The sequence below is a fragment of the Actinomycetota bacterium genome (genome assembly GCA_019347675.1).
In the GTDB taxonomy this organism is placed as follows: domain Bacteria; phylum Actinomycetota; class Nitriliruptoria; order Nitriliruptorales; family JAHWKO01; genus JAHWKW01.
The window spans coordinates 1-18,004 of the sequence record JAHWKW010000022.1 but is presented as its reverse complement, the minus strand read 5'-3'; the positions used below and the strand labels follow the sequence as shown (position 1 = coordinate 18,004).

At 65.0% G+C, this 18,004-nt stretch carries 15 protein-coding genes and 1 pseudogene; 5 read left to right on the top strand and 11 right to left on the bottom strand.

Translation table 11 applies throughout. The annotated features are described in order from the left end of the window. Window positions 1–23 precede the first annotated feature (23 nt). The 3 genes from KY462_13860 to KY462_13850 are packed head-to-tail and all read left to right on the top strand — an operon-like array spanning window position 24 to window position 2,450. Window positions 24–803, top strand: a complete 780-nt coding sequence (locus tag KY462_13860; protein MBW3578797.1) for a 4'-phosphopantetheinyl transferase superfamily protein — start codon at window positions 24–26, stop codon at window positions 801–803. Between the two features lie 52 nt (window positions 804–855). Further along, window positions 856–1,074, top strand: coding sequence for an MbtH family protein (locus KY462_13855; protein ID MBW3578796.1), 219 nt, complete (start codon window positions 856–858; stop codon window positions 1,072–1,074). Between the two features lie 41 nt (window positions 1,075–1,115). Next, a complete protein-coding gene (locus tag KY462_13850; GenBank protein MBW3578795.1) occupies window positions 1,116–2,450 on the top strand; it encodes a lysine N(6)-hydroxylase/L-ornithine N(5)-oxygenase family protein in 1,335 nt (444 codons plus the stop codon). 592 nt (window positions 2,451–3,042) lie between these two features. Here KY462_13850 and KY462_13845 read toward each other — a convergent pair. Together KY462_13845 and KY462_13840 are read right to left on the bottom strand one after the other, a co-directional pair. Then, entirely contained in the window at window positions 3,043–3,162 is a 120-nt protein-coding gene (locus KY462_13845; protein ID MBW3578794.1) for a DUF1206 domain-containing protein, read from the bottom strand. 415 nt (window positions 3,163–3,577) lie between these two features. Continuing rightward, a pseudogene (locus KY462_13840) lies at window positions 3,578–3,892 on the bottom strand (DUF1206 domain-containing protein). Window positions 3,893–4,144: 252 nt separating this feature from the next. Here KY462_13840 and KY462_13835 point away from each other — a divergent pair. Beyond that, window positions 4,145–5,620, top strand: a complete 1,476-nt coding sequence (locus tag KY462_13835) for a phosphatase PAP2 family protein (protein MBW3578793.1) — start codon at window positions 4,145–4,147, stop codon at window positions 5,618–5,620. A 582-nt stretch (window positions 5,621–6,202) separates the two neighbouring features. Here KY462_13835 and KY462_13830 read toward each other — a convergent pair. The 6 genes from KY462_13830 to KY462_13805 form a co-directional block, all read right to left on the bottom strand. Further along, a complete protein-coding gene (locus KY462_13830) occupies window positions 6,203–7,309 on the bottom strand; it encodes an SIR2 family protein (protein MBW3578792.1) in 1,107 nt (368 codons plus the stop codon). Window positions 7,310–7,319: 10 nt separating this feature from the next. Beyond that, on the bottom strand, window positions 7,320–8,555 hold the full coding sequence (locus KY462_13825; protein MBW3578791.1) for a restriction endonuclease subunit S: 1,236 nt from the start codon (window positions 8,553–8,555) through the stop codon (window positions 7,320–7,322). Beyond that, window positions 8,548–10,011, bottom strand: a complete 1,464-nt coding sequence (locus KY462_13820; protein ID MBW3578790.1) for a type I restriction-modification system subunit M — start codon at window positions 10,009–10,011, stop codon at window positions 8,548–8,550. Before KY462_13820 ends, KY462_13825 begins: the two co-directional genes overlap by 8 nt. Further along, window positions 10,008–10,886 carry a nucleotidyl transferase AbiEii/AbiGii toxin family protein gene (locus KY462_13815; protein MBW3578789.1) on the bottom strand — a complete coding sequence of 293 codons (879 nt, stop codon included), beginning with the start codon at window positions 10,884–10,886 and terminating at the stop codon, window positions 10,008–10,010. Before KY462_13815 ends, KY462_13820 begins: the two co-directional genes overlap by 4 nt. Beyond that, a complete protein-coding gene (locus KY462_13810; GenBank protein MBW3578788.1) occupies window positions 10,883–11,482 on the bottom strand; it encodes a type IV toxin-antitoxin system AbiEi family antitoxin domain-containing protein in 600 nt (199 codons plus the stop codon). The genes KY462_13815 and KY462_13810 overlap by 4 nt, the downstream gene beginning before the upstream one ends. Before the next feature lie 65 nt (window positions 11,483–11,547). Further along, entirely contained in the window at window positions 11,548–13,914 is a 2,367-nt protein-coding gene (locus tag KY462_13805; protein MBW3578787.1) for a DEAD/DEAH box helicase family protein, read from the bottom strand. 158 nt (window positions 13,915–14,072) lie between these two features. Between KY462_13805 and KY462_13800 the strand changes: the two genes are divergently transcribed. Beyond that, window positions 14,073–15,107, top strand: a complete 1,035-nt coding sequence (locus KY462_13800; protein ID MBW3578786.1) for a hypothetical protein — start codon at window positions 14,073–14,075, stop codon at window positions 15,105–15,107. 181 nt (window positions 15,108–15,288) lie between these two features. On the opposite strand, the gene KY462_13795 is transcribed toward KY462_13800, so the two are convergent. From KY462_13795 to KY462_13785, 3 genes are all read right to left on the bottom strand, one after another. Then, window positions 15,289–15,534 carry a hypothetical protein gene (locus KY462_13795; GenBank protein MBW3578785.1) on the bottom strand — a complete coding sequence of 82 codons (246 nt, stop codon included), beginning with the start codon at window positions 15,532–15,534 and terminating at the stop codon, window positions 15,289–15,291. Between the two features lie 614 nt (window positions 15,535–16,148). After that, the gene (locus tag KY462_13790) at window positions 16,149–17,477 is read right to left on the bottom strand and encodes a site-specific integrase (GenBank protein ID MBW3578784.1); all 1,329 of its coding nucleotides are present in this window, start codon (window positions 17,475–17,477) and stop codon (window positions 16,149–16,151) included. Between the two features lie 97 nt (window positions 17,478–17,574). Then, complete coding sequence (locus KY462_13785; GenBank protein ID MBW3578783.1) at window positions 17,575–17,787, bottom strand: helix-turn-helix domain-containing protein; 213 nt, start codon at window positions 17,785–17,787, stop codon at window positions 17,575–17,577. Window positions 17,788–18,004 lie beyond the last annotated feature (217 nt).

The window sequence follows — 18,004 nt, the reverse complement described above, 5'->3', positions numbered from 1 at the left end:
GCCGACGACTCGGACGACCAAGCGTGATCGACGTCAACGAGTGCCACGTCTGGTGGGCTCGGCCCCGCCCCGTCCTCGACACCGAGCGGGAGCTGCTCAGCGCCGACGAACGAACACGGATGATGCGCTACCGGCGCCAAGAGGATCGATCGCGTTTCCTCACGGGCCGCGTCCTGCTGCGTGTCGTAGTGGGCGGCTACCTGGGTGTACCCCCGGCATCGGTGGGGCTCGACGCGACCTGTCGCCACTGCGGCGGTCCTCACGGAAAGCCCCGCCTGCTGACTCCCGCCTCTCGGTTGCGGTTTTCGTTGTCACACTCCGGTGATCTCGTCGCGCTGGCGGTGACCGCCGGGGTTTCCGTCGGCATCGACGTCGAGAAGATCGGGGCGCTACCGCCCGATCCCGCTCTGGTAGCGGCTGCACTCGCCGAATCCGAGCGCTTGGTCCTCGACTCCCTACCCGAGGCGGAACAGGTGCGGGCGTTCACGACGTACTGGACACGCAAGGAGGCGGTTCTCAAGGCGGATGGCAAAGGACTGACCGCCGGTCCGGACTGCCTGGTGGTATCAGCACCTGCGGAGCCGCCGCAGGTGCTCCAGCCGGCGACGAGCCCGCCGGTTCTGGGCCCCGTTCGGCTGTACGACCTGCACGCCGACCCTCAGTACGGGGCAAGCGTCGCACTGCTCACCGCCACCACCCACGTGGTCAGAGAACGATGGTGGTCGGATCACGAGATCGACACCGGCGCACGTGAAACCGGAAACCGGACGCACCGTCGGGCCCTGTCGTCAAGGGACCCTTGACCGGAGGGCTAGAAGTTAGGTAAGGTTTCCCTAAGCTAAGGTGGTCGCCCAGATGACTAACCCCTTCGAAGACCCCAACGGCACCGACATGGTGCTCGTCAACCATGAGGGCCAGTACGCGCTCTGGCCGGACTTCATCGACATGCCGGCCGGCTGGACCGTCGTGCACGGGCGGGACGCTCGTTCGGTCTGCATCCAATACGTCGAAACGCACTGGACCGACATGCGGCCCAACAGCCTCATCCAAGCCATGGACGGCTCGACAGCCTGAGCTGGTGGCCCCCTTCTCACAGCCCTGAACGGGGACGTGCTGTGCTCGATCTGATCGGCATCGGGTTCGGACCGTCCAATCTCGCGCTCGCGATCGCGCTCGACGAGCACAACCGCACGACGACCGGTCCCGACGGGTTGCAGGCGCGGTTCTTCGAGAAGCAGCCGAGGTTCGGATGGCACCGCGGGATGCTGATCGACGACGCCACCATGCAGGTGTCGTTCCTGAAGGATCTCGTCACGATGCGCAACCCGTCGAGTGACTTCAGTTTCCTGTCCTACCTGCACAGCAAGGGTCGCCTGGTTGATTTCATCAACCACAAGATCCTCTTCCCCCTGCGCCTCGAGTTCCACGACTACCTGGAGTGGGCGGCACAAAGGATGCGGCACGTCGTGGACTACGACAGCGAGGTGATCGACGTCCGACCTGTGACCGACAGCGATGTCGTCGCCTGCTTCGACGTGGTGGTCCGCCGCGGTGGGCCGTCGGGCGAGATCGAGGTTCGCCGGGCCCGTAACCTCGTCATCGCCGTCGGCCTCGAGCTGAGTGTTCCTTCCGGCGTACGACTGTGCGACCGCGTCTGGCACAACCTCGATCTCCTCGAGCGGCTCGCTGCCTTGCCCGACGTCCCCTCGCCTCGCCGCTTCATCGTGGTCGGGGCAGGCCAAAGCGCCGCGGAAGCCACGGAGTACCTGCACCGCCGGTTCCGGCAGGCGGAGGTGTGCTCGCTGTTCGCCCGGTACGGATACACGCCCGCTGACGACACGCCCTTCGCGAATCGCATCTTCGACCCTGAGGCGGTCGACCTGTACTTCAGCGCACCGAAGGAGGTGAAGCGGATGCTGTTCGACTACCACCGCAACACCAACTACTCCGTCGTCGACGCCGAGCTCATCCAGGAGCTGTACAGGCGCGTCTATCAGGAGAAGGTGCAGGGGCGCCAGCGGCTGCGCATCCTCAACGCCTCACGACTCGTCGACGTGGCCGTCACAGCGGACGGCGTGGAAGCCACCGTGGAGTTCATGCCCACCGGCGAGCGGAACTTGCTCACGTCGGACGTGCTCGTCTACGCGACCGGCTACCGGCCGGTCGACCCGGTGCGTGTCCTTGGAGAGGCCGGGCAACTGTGCCTGAGAGACGAGGAGGGCATGGTCCGCGTCGAGCGGGACTATCGCATCGCCACCTCCACACCGACCCAGGGTGCCATCTACCTACAAGGCGGCACAGAACACACTCATGGCATCACCGCCACGCTGCTGTCCAACATTGCCGTCCGCTCTGGCAAGATCGTGCAGTCGATGGCCGAACCGGCGGCCGGCTGGGCGCCCGAGCCCGTCCCACGGCAGCCCAACGCGCTGTGCCGCGAGCCCGCCTGAGCTCACGGTGGGGCACTGAACGCGGTCGCTGGCGCCCCGGGACCGTCGAGACACGAAGGATGGCCGATGCGCCATTTCGGGATCGAGGTCGTGGACCCCTGATGCTGTGAACGCGTCGGACGCCAGGACGGCCTTGACTCCGTCCCTTGCTGGGTACGGTCGGCGGATCCTGGTCTCGCCTGCCTCCGACCGTCTCCAGCGGCTGCTTGCGCACCTTGACGAGTTGCTCGAGGCATTCGCCGCGGCGATGGACAACCCGCGCGCCTCGGGCCGAGCAGGAGCCTGCTGGCTGGCATGGCCGCCGAGGGAGTGGACCTCGCCGATCCCGCGGCCGTGGCTCCTGGCTGGAGGCCTTCAACGCCCGCAACGATCGCGAGCGCGACGTGTTGCTCCATGCGAGCAGGGCCGCGGTGACGTCCGCGACCAGTTCGTGTAGACGGAGGTCCGGAACGCGGGGTGGCAGTCGGATGCACGTGGTGATCACCGAAGCGTCCGCCTTGGCGGCGATCAGGAGGTAGTCGTGGTCGCAGAAGTCGCTCATGTCGTTGCCGAGCGCGGCCTGCCTCGAGCGGATCCTCGGGGTCGGCCGTCGTCACATGAGCTCGATGCTGCGGTAGCGCGCTTGAACGATCGACAGGACGCCGAACGCGATGAGACCGAGGCCGAGGGTGACCAGTAGCCATCGGCCCGTGGCCGTCCCCCAGGAGCTCACTCAGTGCGCGGTCGAGCCCGAGGTTATTGACCTTGTCGAGCCCAATTCCCGAAGAGACCATGACCCAACCGAGGAGCCCGATTGCAAGGGCCCGCGCAAGGTGGCCGACGAGGCCGACGGCGAGGACGAAACCACGTCTTTGTGGGGTCACCGCATCGATACCCAGATCGTCGTTGAAGTCGAAGGTGAGCGCTCGGTAGGCGAGGAAGGCCGTCGCGCCAAGGAGGATCACGCCGATCACCAGACTGGAGGGAGGCGGAAGCGCGAGGACCGGAGAGGAGGAGTCCCCTCGTTGTGTTGTCACGGCTATGGCTGCCGCGGACCAGGCCGCCAGACCGTACAGGGCGCCGCGTACGGCCCAGAAGACTGCCTTCGATACGTCGTTCAGGCCAGGACCGTGAAGGATGAGCTTCCCTGCCTGTAGCAAGCGCCAAACCCCGTAGCGACCGAAGCCGATCGACACAACCACCAGCAGCACGTTGCCAAGTGGCTCATTGGCAAGGGTGCGCAACGCACCATGACCGCCCAACAACTCGCCCTGATCCGCCGCAGCGGAGACGGCGGTTGCACCGACAATGAAGTAGATGAGGCCGCGTGCAACGAAGCCGAGACGAACGACACGCTTCATCCACAGGCGTGTCATTCCTCCTCGTCCTGCCGTCCGCTCTGATTCGATTCCGGCACCGCCTGGCTCAACTCTCCCGCACGCCTGTGGCCGGCCGGCGCTCATTCGAGCCGAACGAGTTTGGCAGGCAGGACGTAGGATCCTTCCACCTGCGGGGATGGTCTCGGCGACGGGTGGACACCGGCTTGAGGTTCCAGCCGCTGCGAACCGGCCCTGCGGATCCGCCGAACTGGTGATAACGCGTGGACGTCAAGCGGAGTCCGCTCGCGCATGGGCGGGTTCGACACTCACGATGCGCATCTGAGGTTTGCGTGACAGAGATGCCGCTTGGGTGGAGGCGTGGCGGATGGAGACGGTGTGCGTGAGGGCAGCCACGAGACCGAGGACGAGCGACTGGTGACCGCGGGCCAGGCACGCTTCACGGCCAGAAGCGGGCTCGGGTTCTTGGGCGTCCTCGCGGCCGGGGTGCTGTTCACGCTCGTTCTTTCGCTGGTGGTCGCGCGGTGGGATCCGCTCCAGAGGGTCGATGTCGCGGTCGTGGACGCGTTGAACGAGGCAGTGAGCGGAAAGGCGTGGGCTGTCTCGGCGCTGCGGTTCCTCACGCATCTCGGCGGGTCAGAGGCCGCGTGGCTGATCCTACCTGCCACGGTCTTGTGGCTTCTCATCCGGCGGTCGCTTCGCCTGGCGACCTATGCCGCGGTGACCGGCATCGGCGTGGCCGTGCTCAGCCCCGGGATAAAGGCGATCGTCGAGCGGGCCCGACCGGTGGTTGACGTCCCGATCGCATTGGCACCTGGCGGAAGCTTTCCCAGTGGGCATGCCTTGGGCTCGACGGTCGCCTACGGGACGCTGCTCCTCGTCTTTCTTCCTGCCGTGCCGCCCCGATTCCGCAAAGTGTTTGTCGTTTCGGTGATCGCGGTTGTGGGCGTTGTCGGCCTGACGCGCGTCGCTCTGGGCGTTCATCATCCCTCCGACGTGGTGGCCGGTTGGCTTGTGGGCGCGCTCTGGCTTGCGGTGACCGCATCGGCGTTTCGCCGGTGGCGCGAAGAGGAGGGCCTGAAGCGGGCTGGTCTGGCGCAGGGGCTGGCACCGGAGGACCGCCCCGCCCTCGTTCCCGTTCCCGCTGGGGTCGCCGCCCTGCCTGACGCAACGCGGAGCATCTCGCAGCTGGTGGTGGGGTGGGTGTTGCTGTGGGGAGCACTCGTCGGTGTCGGCACTCTCGTCACGGAGACGGACGCCTTCGAGGCGGTGCGCAGGTTCGACGCTGCGGTTGTCCAGTGGTTAGTGAGCCTGCGAACCGAGTGGCGGACCACCATTGCCGTCGTCGCCGGGCAACTGGGCAGCACCGCCGGGACCGTTTCGGTCTTCGTGGTCTCGTCTGCCCTCGCCGTGGCCGTCACCAGGCGGTGGCGGCAGCCGCTGTTCCTCGTCGCAGCGCTGGTTGGGGAGACGACGCTGTTCCTGGCCACCTCGAACGTCGTGCATCGCCATCGTCCGCAGGTCGAACATCTCTCACCACCCGTGCCGCCGACCACCGCGTTTCCTTCCGGGCATGTCGCCGCCTCGGTCGCCCTGTACGGGGCTATCGCTTTCCTCGTCCTCGCGTGGACACGCGGTTCCATCCGATATGTCGCGGTCGCGTGGGCAGTCCTGGCGCCAGTGGGTGTGGCACTATCCCGGATCTACCGCGGCGTTCACTACCCCACGGACGTCGTGGCCAGCATCCTCTACGCCGGTGTCTGGCTGGCCGTGTGCTGGCGGGTGCTGTGCCCAAGCCCCGGGCGCTTCACGTGCCAGTCGGACACCCAGGACCTCGAGCAGGTTTCAGGCTGACGGATGCCACGTGGCGCAATGCCCGTGGCGCGGATGCCCATCGCGGCACTGACAGCAACGCACCACGAGACCGGAGTCGCAGGTGAAGGGCTTGCTGAAGTGGAGCGGGATCGCGCTCCTGGCAGGGCTTGCGCTGCTGACAGCGTACGGGGTGCTGGTCGAGCCTCGCCTCATCCTCGACGAGCGCCGTTACAGCATCGCTCTGCCACGAGTTGATCAGGACTGGGAGGGCGCGGAAGTGGCGGTGTTCGCGGACCTCCAGGTCGGGATGTGGTTGGCGAACATCAACATGGTGAGGCGGGTCGTGGCGCGGGTGGTGGAAGCGGACCCCGACGCGGTGCTCCTGGCAGGGGACTTCGTGTACAGCGATGCCCCGGATGTCGCGAAGCAAGTCGACAACGTCGTGGAGTTGCTGGCCCCGCTCACGAGCTCGGGGATCCCGATCTATGCCGTGATGGGCAATCATGACTATGCGGTCGGGGCCGCGGATGAGTTGACCGTCGTGCTCGAGCAGCGAGGCGTCGTCGTGCTGCTCAATGAATCGGCCGCGGTCCCCTCCTCTGAGCCAGGCGGCGCTGAAGATCAGCTGTACATCGTGGGGCTGGGTCCGCACCGGCCAGGGTTGAGCCGCCCGGACCGCGCGTTCGCCGGCGTCCCCGACGGCGCCCCACGGGTCGTGTTCATCCAGACGGTTTCCGGGGGCGCCTCTGTGGGCTCTTGCCAGGCACCGCGAATCGCCCCGATGATCGCTTCCTTCTGGGCAACAACCTGAAGGTTCGGTGTTGCAACTGCTTCATTCGCCAGCTCCTCGGGGATGGTGGAGTAGCAGAATGAGATGATCTCTGACCGCGGGTGGCGCCGCGCTGCTTCGAAAATCATCTCGTTGAGATGCGCATCGCTCCACGAATAGCCACAGACGAGAAGTAGCGTCTCAGGCTCCTGCAGGGCCCGACGAAATCGATCTTGCAGCACGACGAACGGTACCCGTCTCGACTCCTCGTACTTGGCATCGGACGGGTAGATTGCAGCCGGCTCTCCTTCCGAAACGGTTGTCCCGAGCCGTGACACCGTCGACGAATGCTCAGAATCCCAGCGCCAGTTCACAGATCCATGAAGTTTCCATAGACGAGCCACGAACCTAGGGAGCCAGGCCTCTTCATCAGTGGGCTTAGCTTCGACTAGGTCGGTCCTGAACCGCCCAGTGAGGTATCCCACGAAGCCGTCGAAGTACGGTATTCCCAGACGCTCCAGCGAGGTTTCGAGAAGAAGGTCGTAGTTCACGGTGAAGATTTCTACTGGTCGCGAATAAGAGGTGCGACCCGCCCACGATACGAACTGCAAAGCTGGAGCGAGATTCGCTTGGTCTACAGCCAATCGACCTACGATGAGTCGGCAAATGTTGTTGTCCAACTGGGCCGCGTCTGTCCCAGTCAGCCCATCGACCCTCTCATCACCAGAAACGAGGGAGGAGATTCGTCGAAGACGGCTTAGTGTCTGTTCAAGGTTCCTGTCTTCGAGCTGCGCCTGCAGGGCTTCCTGCTCATCACCTTCCAAGCCCCCGACTACGTCTTGTTCGAGAGTCGCGACATCTGGAAGGCCGCAAGCCTTAGAGATACCTGCCCCAAGAAAGGTGCACACGTGCCTCGAACGGGTGGACAGTTTCGTGCCCAACTCGTTCGTAAAGGTCATCACACTGTGCTCAGTCATGGTCGCGAAGCTCTCTTTCCTCTATGTGCTGAACCGTCTGCTGGCTCAATGGAACTGCGCTGAACGTGGCGTTGAGCAGCGAGGGCATGACGGCGTCGAGGAGCTCGTCACGTCTCTCCTCCGTAGCGATCTCACGGAGCTCTGCAATCTGAGTGGTGGTCGCATACTGGTACGGCAATGGAGGCAGCCAGACCTCCTGGTTCATGAATCGCTCCGCGTGGATGCGTTGCCGTCTGACGCCCATGCCCTCGGCCTCGCTCCGGAGTTGACCCCAGAATGCCTCTGTCGCGAACAAGGCCGCTGAAAACTCCGAAACAGCCTTGTTCTCATCTACTCGGAATGTCGGGAACTCGGTTGATACGAAACGACCTTCGAACTCGTCGGTGACCAGCGCAATAGCCCCTTCCCATCCGAAGAGCCGGCTTAGGACAATCTGGCCTGGGTGGAGGCGGTAGTACTTGGTATAGGACGTGTCCGATCCGGATACAGAGTCCTTGGCGAAGAGGCCACGGCCGAAGCTGAACACGCCAACCATAGGATAAGTCCCGTCGTCACTAACCCGGACTTCGTCGAGATCAAGGTCGACGAATTCTCCGACAGGAACTAGGCGCCATCCCCTTCGTAATCTCTCATCCTCGGACAGGTCGCCGCGATGTGTCAGCGAGGTGACAAGAGCTGACGCTAGCGCGCGCGATCGCTCCACTGAGCTCTTCGCCGACGAGACATGGGTTTGGGCAGCGTCTAGCACTTCGGCCAACCGACGCTGCTCTGCAAAATCTGGGAGGGGCACGCTCACAGTCGTGAGGATCTCAGTCTTGTGAACGCGCTCTCGACGGGCTCCGACGCCGTATGACGCTTCGCGTAGAAGATCCCAAAATCCCGGCCAACGACACAGGTGTCGAACGAATCGCGGATCAGCCTGGGTGGGGTCGATGTCATAGGTCGGAAATTCTCGAGAGAGGTGGCGACCATCGAACTCCGGTGGAACAACGGTGACAGCGCCCTCGAACGCCTTGAGACGACTAATTACTAGCTGGCCTTCTCGAAGTCGGTTGAATTTCGCATATGACGTGTCGCTGCCACGGACTGGATCTCGTTCAAAGAGACCTCTGCCGAAGCTGTAGAGTCCAGCCATCTCGTACTGAGACGAAGGTTCGAGCGGAATCTCCTCGACGCTGAGCTCAAGGAAGTCGGCCAGGTGGCGCGTGCCCATCGCATGCTTACTCAAGATGAGTCATCACCTCTTCCAAGGCGCCAAGCGTCTGGCGGATTCCGTCTTCCACTTCGAAGAGATCAGCGACCAGCTCCTTTGGTGGACGATGCGATAGATCCCCAGGTGCAGTCGGATTCGTGATGTCCAAGTTGTAGTTGGCGTCTTCAATGTCTGCGATGGACACCCTCCAGGCGTGGTCTGTTTCTTTGCGTCCCTCGCGATGCGAGCCTCCCCACCACTCGTGGGCTTCCTCGAACTCCTCGAACTGGAGCGGATTCGTCTTGGTGTACTTCCGCCGGTCCTGGGGCAGCGGAAGCTCGTAGAACCACACCTCCTTGGTACGTCCGGTCTTCTGGAAGAACAGCAGGTTGGTCGGGATATCCGTGTAGGGCGCAAAGACCCCATCAGGGAGCCGCACGATCGTGTGGAGGTCGCACTGGTCCAAGAGCTGTTCTTTGATCCTCGCGCCCACTCCGTCGGCGAAGAGGACGCCGTTGGGGACGACGATCCCACATCGGCCATCAGTCTTGAGCCGTCGCATCACGAGCTGGAGGAAGAGCCAGGCAGTCTCTGCCGTTTGAGTCGCCGCTGGGAAGTTGTCCTGGATCCCCTTCTCCTCCTCACCGCCGAACGGTGGGTTCGTGAGGACCACGTCGACTTTGTCGCGTTTCGCGATCTGCGTGACGGGTTGGGCGAGGGCGTTCTGGCGCACGATCGCCGGACGCTTGATCCCGTGCAGCAGCAGGTTCATCATCCCGAGCAGGTAGGGCAATGGCTTCTTCTCGATGCCCTGCAGGTTCGCTTCGAGCTCCTGCAGCTCTTCGACGTTGCCGACCTCGGGGCGGAGGTGCTCGTAGGCCTCGACGAGGAACCCGCCCGTCCCCGCGGCGGGATCCAGGATGGATTCGCCGAGCTGCGGGCCCACCTGCTCGACCATGAACCGGATTACTGGACGGGGGGTGTAGAACTCGCCCGCGTCACCGGCCGCGTCGCGCATCTGTCGCAGCATGCTCTCGTACAGGTGCGCCATGGTGTAGATGTCGTCCGAGGACGTGAAGTCGACCTTGTTGACCTCGTCGACGACATCTCGAAGCAGATAGCCGGACAGCATCCGGTTGTGGGTCTCCTTGAAGGCGTCGGCGATGACGTCTCGAGGGTCGTCCTTCCTGGTCCCGCTGAGGGATCGGAGGTAGGGGATGAGATCGTTGTTGACGAACTGCAGCAGCTCCTCGCCTGTCTTGCCTTCGATCGGGTCGGCGGCCCAGTCCCGCCACCGATAGGGGGCCGCGATCGCCGGTTCGAAGTCGGGTTCGACGACCTCGCGTTCCTGTTCCTGGGCATCGAAGGCCTTGAGGAAGAGCAGCCATGCGAGCTGGGGGATGCGATCGATGTCTCCGCTGAGACCGGCGTCCTTGCGCATGGTGTCGCGCGCGTTCTTGATCACCGCGGAGAGCGTGGCCTGGCTCGTCATCGTGTTCCTCCCTGTGGGTCGTCCCCGCTGCGGGCCTTCGACCAGAACTCATCCAAGCGTTGGTGTGCGACATCCAGGTCAGCAGCGTCAAGGTCGAGCTCGCTCACGTAGGCCTCGTACTCCGCCTGCCAGCTCGACGGCGGTGCCGGGATCGTGTCGGGAACGTCGTGGGTAGCGCGGACCTCGAAGACGTCCTGAACTGCCGTCAGGAGGTCGTCATCCGGAAGCAGCCCGTCCTCGATCAGGATGAGGAGGTCGGCGAGATCCTTGACGCGAGAGCTCGGTCGGTCGCCGTAATCACGCGTCAGCGCGTGGAGCTTCTCGGCGAAGTGCTGGCGACGGTCGATCGTTTCCATGGTCACGCTCTCGATGTCGGCGAAATCGAGTAGTGTGCTGACGTCCACCTGTTCGGTGCGTCCACCGATCTCTTCGGGGCGCGCAACAACGTCAACCCGGACCTTCTGGAACTCCTTGCCGGCCAGGTTGGCGGTGACGGTGAACCGCCAGCCAGGTCGCCCAGCGTCATCCGGCGTGATGTCCCTCGGCTCTCTGACCTCGAAGTCGAACATGTCGCCGCGGTCGAGGCTCAAGGCGTCGATGAGCGCGTCTCGGACGTCAGCACCGGTAGCGGCGCTGTCGCCGAGTGCCAAGTCGAGGTCACGGGTCGACCGTGCTCGGTCGCCGAGCCGAACCTCGAGGGCGAAGCCGCCCTTCAGAATCCATCGTTCGCCCGTCGCGTCGGCGAGCCGGGCGAGGATGCGTTCGAACACGGCTCTTCGCCGAAGCCGGTTGATGTCCGTTCCCGTCGCCTCAGCTCGGTTGAGGAGCCTCTGTTCCAGCGCGTCACGGAAGCCGGCGGGGGTGTCATACCTCATGAGGCGGCCGCTGACGCGAGTGCGCGCTCGATCTCTAGCGCTGCGGCCGGTCCGAACTCGTCGGCTCGTCGCAGCAGTTGCCGCCGGGAGACGACACCCGCCCGCAGTGCGTCGGCGACGGCCTTGTCGACCGTCTCCTGAGGTGTCTCGGAGCCAGCGACATCGAAGAGTGATCGCAGTGGAGTCGTGACGCGGAAACCCTCGAACCCCTCCACGTCGTCGGTATCCAGCTCGTTCCGGTGGAGGACGATGTGGCTGGGAGGCTCCTGTCCGAAGCTGTCGGGGACCGTTAGGTGGATCGCGCGTGGGTTGACGTCGCCCAGATCGTGGACCGCGAGAGCTGTCTCGTGCGAGACGACAGCGCGCTCCTTGCTCCAGAGGCTCCAGCGCACGAGGTCGTCGTGGTCGCCGACGGGCCACTCTGGAAGGCGGAACAGCCCCCGGGCGATCCTGCGCCAGTTGCCGGCGTCCACGTGGTACTTCTGTGCCTGGTAGGAGTAGCCGATCTCCTTGGCTTGGGCAGCGGTGAAGTAGCCCGACTGCCTGGCAGCGAGCGCGAGTAGTTGGCGACGTAGGTCGCGGCGGTCCAGTGGCACGTCCTACATCGTATCTTTAGATGCGCACGAAACCTAGGAAGCAGAACTAAAGTTATCCTTTAGTTCTAGGCGGCGTAGAGGTTGTCTTCGAGTTGGCGGACCGCGTCGCGGAGCTCCTCGTGGCCGCCGAACAGGCCGGCGATTTCGACCACGGTCCCGTGTTCGCTCAACGGTGGGACGCGGAGGACGGACAGGTCGTCGAGCTGTTCGATGCCATGCTCGGCGTACTTGTCGAGCAGTTCCTCGAGGATCTCTCGAGCGGCGGGGACGAAGTGATCGAGGAACTCGGCGTCCCGCGCTCGACGAGCTCGATCGCGGCGGGTGGTGATCGGTTCGTTCCAGGCCACGTGGACGAGTAGGTCGAGCGGGTCCGCTTCGGTGAGGTCGAGCCGCTCCGCCGCCTCCCGGAGGTCGATGCCGCGTCGGGCCAGCGCCTCCCGGACGTCCTCACGGCCGGCTCGCGATGACCACTTGCCACGAAGATCCTTGGTTGAGGGGAACAGTGCTCGCACCGTGTCGGCGATGTAGTCGCGGTACTCGACCAGCCGAAGCTTGCCCGTCTCGACGTCGGGCAGGTAGAACCCCTCGACCGTGACCAAGGCGTCACCGTCCTCGACGTAGAACTTGCGATGGGCGCGTTCGGTGACCTCCTCCTCAGGTTCCTCCTCGTCGAACTCGGCGGGCTCCTCTGCCGCTGTGACCGGCGGGGTGACCACGGCGCCCTCGTCGTCCACCTCGTCGACGGCGACGGATTCGGGCGGACCGTCGAACTCCGGATCCCCGAACAGCGCGGTGGCAGCCGAGTAGTCGATGATCTCGAACGAGAGCTTGTCGTCATCCGGGTACAGGCGGGTGCCTCGTCCGATGATCTGCTTGAACTCGACCATCGACCCGATCGGTTTGAACAGCACGATGTTGCGTACCGTCGGGGCGTCGACCCCCGTCGACAGCAGCTTGGATGTGGTCGCGATGACCGGCGTCTCGGCTTCTGTATCGATGAAGTTGCCGAGATGCATGCGGCCGATGTCGCCCTCGTCGGAGACGATCCGGACGACGTAGTCGGGGTGCTGACGGGTCAGGTCGGCGTTGGCGTTGTTGAGCGCCATGCGCATCTGCTCGGCGTGCTCGGAGTCGACGCAGAACACGATCGTCTTGGCGAACCTGTCGGTGCGCTTCAGGTACTCGGTGAGGTGGCGCGCCGCCGCCTCGGTCCGAGCGAGGAGCGAGACGACTCGCTCGAAGTCCCGGGTCCTGTAGAGGTCTTGGGGGATCTCGCGTCCGTACCGGTCGAGTTGGCCAGGCTCGGGTGCCCAACCGTGTGCGTCGGGACTGAGCACGACGCGTCGCACGCGGTACGGGGCGAGGAAGCCGTCCTCGATCCCTCGGGCGAGTGAGTACTCCAACACCGGATCGCCGAAGTAGTTGTAGGTGTCGACGTTGTCGTCACGGAGTGGAGTCGCGGTCATGCCGAGCTGAGCCGCGGGGGAGAAATGCTCGAGGATGTTTCGCCAGGTCGACTCGTCGCGGGCACTGCCGCGGTGGCACTCATCGACGATCACGAGGTCGAAGAAGTCCTCTGGGTAGTCGTGGAAGAGGCTCGGTTCGTCCGACGTCCCCGTGAGCGCCTGGTAGAGCGCGAAGTAGATCTCGCGGCTCGTGCGTGCAGTCCCCTGCACCTTCCACACGGCGTCGCCGAACACGGGACGGAACTCCCGCGAGATCGGTTGGTCCACGAGGATGTTGCGGTCTGCGAGGTACAGGATCCGCGGTTTGCGGGCCGCTCCCTTCCATGAGCTGCTCCAGAGCTTCCACACGACCTGGAGTGCGACGAACGTTTTGCCGGTGCCGGTGGCCATGGTGACGAGCACTCGCTTGTCGCCGGAGAGCACCGCCTGGACGATCCGGTTGATGGCGGTCGTTTGGTAGTAGCGAGGTTCCTTGACGGTGCCGTCGGCGTTCCGGAGCGACCGGTTGAACGGGAGGACGAGATCGGTGGCGACCGGGTCGTCGGCGAGCCCTTTCCATGCGCGGAAGCGGCTCCAGAGCTCGTCGGGGGTAGGGAACTCCGCGACGATCCGGTCGAGACCGGTGTCGTAGTCGTGCTCGACGATCTCGTTCCCGTTCGTGGCGTACGTGAACGGGACGTCAAGGAGCTCCGCATAGCGCTTGCCCTGCTGCAGGCCGTGCGCTGCGATCTTGTAGAGCCGCTTCGCCTCCACGACCGCGAGCGGGAAGCCTGGCTCGCGCTCGAGCACGTAGTCCGCGCGGAGACGCTCGTCGGCGCGTCGATGGCCGCGCCGGGTCGGGATGATCCGCCCGTCGGTGATGGGGAACTGCTCCTTGAACTTGCCGTCCCAACCGGCGGCCTCAAGCTTCGGGACGACGAAGTCCCGGCACGTATCCGCTTCAGTTGGTCCGGCCGCCGGCGTCACCCCACCCCCAATCCAGTCTCCGCGATGAAGAGTAGGTGAGGAGCCACGTGCTGGAATGGATCGCGGCGATTCCTCACGTAGCGACAGGACGCCCGGGTTCCCACCCTGAAGTCCGCCATGGGCGGCGGTCAGTGAATCGCGTATGTCACCCTTGAGGGATGGAACCCGTTTCGCGTGTCACCGCCTCCGTTGCGTTCCCGCGGTCGATCGTCCCGGCCGAGCCGCCGGACGAGCCCGGGGGTCTCCCGAAGCGACTGACGACCGAGACCCGTGTCCCGCCGAGGCACACGGTCCGTCTCCACGGGCTTCCGGTGACTCTCGGTCCGGCAACGGGCGACGGTCCGGAGATCGAGGGTCACGATGTGGCGCAGGTCGTTGTCCGGCTCCACGAGACAGCGCTCGGCGACGCGATCGATAGGGCCCAACCGATTCTCGAGGGCGTCGTCGACTCGCTGTCGTTCCAGGCTCAGGCGGCGCTCCCAGTCGTGGGGCTCGACGTCCTCGACGTGACGCCGACTCTTGAGGTCGGACAGGAACGGGACTCTCACTTCGTCGCGAACCCGGCCGCGCTCGTGACGCCGAAGTTCCTCACCGGCTCGATGAACTTTCGGTGGCAGGAGTACCCCGTTCCGGTGCCGACGCTAGGTCCCACGAGGGAGGCCGACGATCGTCTCCTCCTCGCGTTGTGGTGGTACGTGAAGGCGCTCGCTGTCCCATGGGTCGCGGATCGCTACCTATTCCTCTGGATCGCGCTCGAGGTCTTGTGGGAGCGGGATGGCGAGAAGATCACTGCGCCCTACAGAGTCCAGGGATGCGACCACGAGATCGAGGTGTGTCCCGAATGCGGGAACGATGTCTCCTCGCTTGTTCGTGGCGCGAGCCTCCGCGCTTACCTTGGGGATGCGGCCGGTGTGGACGAGCAGGATGCGCGGGAGATGTGGCGACTCCGGCAGGTCGTCCACGGCAGGAACTACTTCACGCGGCAGCGCGCGGCGCAGATCGACGCTCAGGTGACGCGGCTCCGCGCAGCGGTCCTACGGTTGTTGAAGGATGCTATGGGCATCCCTGCCGACGTTGCGCCCGCGTTGCTCGAGGTGGACGGACCTGTCATCGGTCCATCGATGTGGGGCATGGGTCGTCGCGAGATCACTGAGGCAGACCTTGCACTCGAGGCGGAACAACTCGAAGGCTGACCCTGCCCGTCCCGTGACAGGGGTGTCGTGTCACACGATCGGGGGTTCGGTGCACCGCACGATCCGGCCGGCGCCTATATGAAGCAGACGCGTGCTGCGAGTCCGAACGGGGTAATCCCCGCCAGTGCGCCGGGAAGCGACGCACGGCGGGGAGGATTGCCCGCAGGGTACTTCGCCGATGTCAGCGGGCAGTAGTCGTCAACGCACTGGTCGACTCTTCCGGTCCGAGGCGTCGCACCTGCTCAAGAGGAACCACGACGGTGGTCTCGTCATCGAGCATGTAGTGGGAGAGTTCGGGTTCCGAGCGAAGAATGACGTAGCGCCGGTCCGGCCGTCCGTAGATCTCGTGGACGTAGCAGTACACCTCGCCGAGTCCCCACGGGATCGCGACGAGCTCGCCGAACACCGGCTCATCCCGCCGAGCCATCGTCCCCTCCGTCCTCGTCGGGATCGGTCTACCTCACAGCTACCTCACAAGGCTGGGATCCATGGCCTCACACGCACCTCTCAAGTAGACCTGCGGACCGACGGGACCGCAGCGAGGAACTCGTCGAAGTCGTCGATCGGGTCGCCGGCCAGCTCGCCGATGTCTTTCACCGGCCTGATGCCCTGTCGCTGCACGATCTCATCAACTGGTAGGTCGCCATCGCGCTCGGCCCGCCTTTCAAGAACCTCACCGGGATCGCCCGTGAGCTCTCACCAGCCTTTCAAGTAGGGTGGTGGTGGTCGCCGCGAAGTCCGGCGACTCGCTAACGAGATGCTAACGAGAGGTCGCTGAACAGGGCGGAACGGGACGACACGCGACGGCATTCGACGGCATGAGCCGATCGGCGAACCCCATTCTGACCTGGGAGAACGCGGACCAGACGACACAGGACGGCACGCAACGGCAGGGCGGGGGATCCGCTCATAATCCGTTGGTTGCAGGTTCGATCCCTGCCGGGCCCACTCCGCGAAACCGCAGGTCAGGGGCGGTTTCCAAGCCACACCCGAGGTTCGCCGAAGGGGCCTCGAACGTCGCTCGCACACATTTCGCACACATCAGGATCCGCCGAGCGCGTCGGCGGCCTCGTCCGCGGCGGCGCGGAGCCGGTCCTCGTCGGTCGCGGCATACAGCTGGAGGAGCACCTGCGGGGACGACCAGCGCCCTAGGCGCTGTACGTCCTCGAGCGGGACACCGCTGTCGCGAAGTCTCGTCGCGAAGGTGCGGCGCAGCTCGTGGAGCCCTCGGCCGCGGCCGTCGCGAGTGTGGTACTCGACCTTGGCTTCCTCGAGGAGCTTCTGCCAGGCGTGGTTGAGATTCGACGGCTCAAGTGGCGTACCCGTCACGGAGGTGAACACGTAGCCGTCCTCTCCCCACGGGATCCCGAGTCCGTCGTACTCAGTTCGCTGTACCTCACGATGCTCTTCGAGTAGCGCGATGGCGTGCTTCGCGAGCGGCAGCTCGTTGCCCGAGTCGTCTGTCTTGGGCTTGCTCTCGATCAGTCCAATCTCGGGTACCACACGCTCCGCCGCCTTGGTGATGCGGTGCAGCCCGCGGCGGACCTGGAACGTCCCCTGGTCGAGATTGAGGTCGCTCCACCGCAGTCCCCGCAGCTCGGACGCGCGGAGTCCCGACCAGGCGGCGAACAGGAAGGCTGGACCGAGCCGGTGGTCCTCGAGGACCTTTACGATGCGCTCGAACTCGTCCCTGTCGAAGACCGACGGTTCTCGCTTGGTCGCCCTCGGCGGCTTGGCGATCTGGGCGACGTTGCGGTGGACGATCTCGTGGCGCATGGCGTCGGACAGGGCTCGCGACAGCGTGGCTCGCACCCGGGCAGCAGTCGCCGGAGACCGTCCCCAAGCCTGAAGGTCGCGAATGAGATCGGCCACGTTGCCGGGCGTGAGCTTGCGGATGTCGATGTGCCCGACCTTCGTACGTAGGTGGTTGCGCACGTGGGACTCGTACCCCGCTGCGGTCTTGGGGGAGAGTTCCCCGACGCGAACGCTGGCCGCGATGATGTCGAGCCACTGTTCGAACCACTCGGAGAGCGTCAGATTGGAGGGGCTGGGGTCGCGGCCGGCCCGATGTTCGCTGATGATGCGGGACAGTTCCTCCTCGGCATCGACCTTGCGCGAGAACCCGCCGATGCGTTCCTGCCGACGTCCTTCCTCCTCGACGAGCGGCGCGTCGCAGTCGGGGCACCGTCGCGGAGCGTTGCCGTCGGTCACCCACCAGCGAGTCGAGCCCTTGCGCCGGCCGTCGGCCCTGAGCTCGTCCCGGCAGACCGAACACTGACGGAACCGCTGCTCGCCCAGTTCGACGACGACCTGCCAGCGTCCGCGCCGCTTCTCGACGTGACCGTTGACCTCGCCCCACCGACCAGCCAATCAGACCTCCCCTCCGTCGCGTCACCAGAGTCGCGCGCCGCGGGTCACGACGCAGCTGGTGACGCGCCTGCCTGTGGATAGTTCCCTCAGGTTCGTGCTATGAGCCGTCGTCGTGGTGGATCTCGAAGTCGCCGTTGTCGAGTCCGAGCATGTTCAGGAGGCGGATCGTGGGGACGAACAGGCGCCGACCGAAGCGCAGGGTGGGGAGCTCTCCTTTGGCTGCGGCCCGGTAGGCAGCGCTTCGGCTCAGTCCGAGGAGCTCTCCGGCTTCCTCGACGGTCATCGTCGGCGGGTACGTCGTCGTGATCATCAGCCTCTCCTCTTTCCGTCTGGTGATTCCTCCACCCATGGAGGCCGTTCCAGAGGCCGTTGTGTGACAGGTGACCTCAAGGATTACCCGGACCGGGCTCCGTCGATCCCAGGTTGCTGAGGTAGGGATGGACCGGCTCGGAGGCTCTGAACGGCGTGAACCACTCCTGCACCCGGAGGTTCGTCATGCCGTGTTCGAGCGCCACGTCGGAGTTGGG

What these genes read in the sequence shown, in the direction of transcription:
- KY462_13830 (MBW3578792.1), bottom strand. Translation starts at nt 7,309, where the DNA reads ATGACCTTTACGAACGAGTTGGGCACGAAACTGTCCACCCGTTCGAGG.
- KY462_13785 (MBW3578783.1), bottom strand. Translation starts at nt 17,787, where the DNA reads ATGATCACGACGACGTACCCGCCGACGATGACCGTCGAGGAAGCCGGA.
- KY462_13815 (MBW3578789.1), bottom strand. Translation starts at nt 10,886, where the DNA reads ATGAGGTATGACACCCCCGCCGGCTTCCGTGACGCGCTGGAACAGAGG.
- KY462_13855 (MBW3578796.1), top strand. Translation starts at nt 856, where the DNA reads ATGACTAACCCCTTCGAAGACCCCAACGGCACCGACATGGTGCTCGTC.
- KY462_13795 (MBW3578785.1), bottom strand. Translation starts at nt 15,534, where the DNA reads ATGGCTCGGCGGGATGAGCCGGTGTTCGGCGAGCTCGTCGCGATCCCG.
- KY462_13820 (MBW3578790.1), bottom strand. Translation starts at nt 10,011, where the DNA reads ATGACGAGCCAGGCCACGCTCTCCGCGGTGATCAAGAACGCGCGCGAC.
- KY462_13800 (MBW3578786.1), top strand. Translation starts at nt 14,073, where the DNA reads ATGGAACCCGTTTCGCGTGTCACCGCCTCCGTTGCGTTCCCGCGGTCG.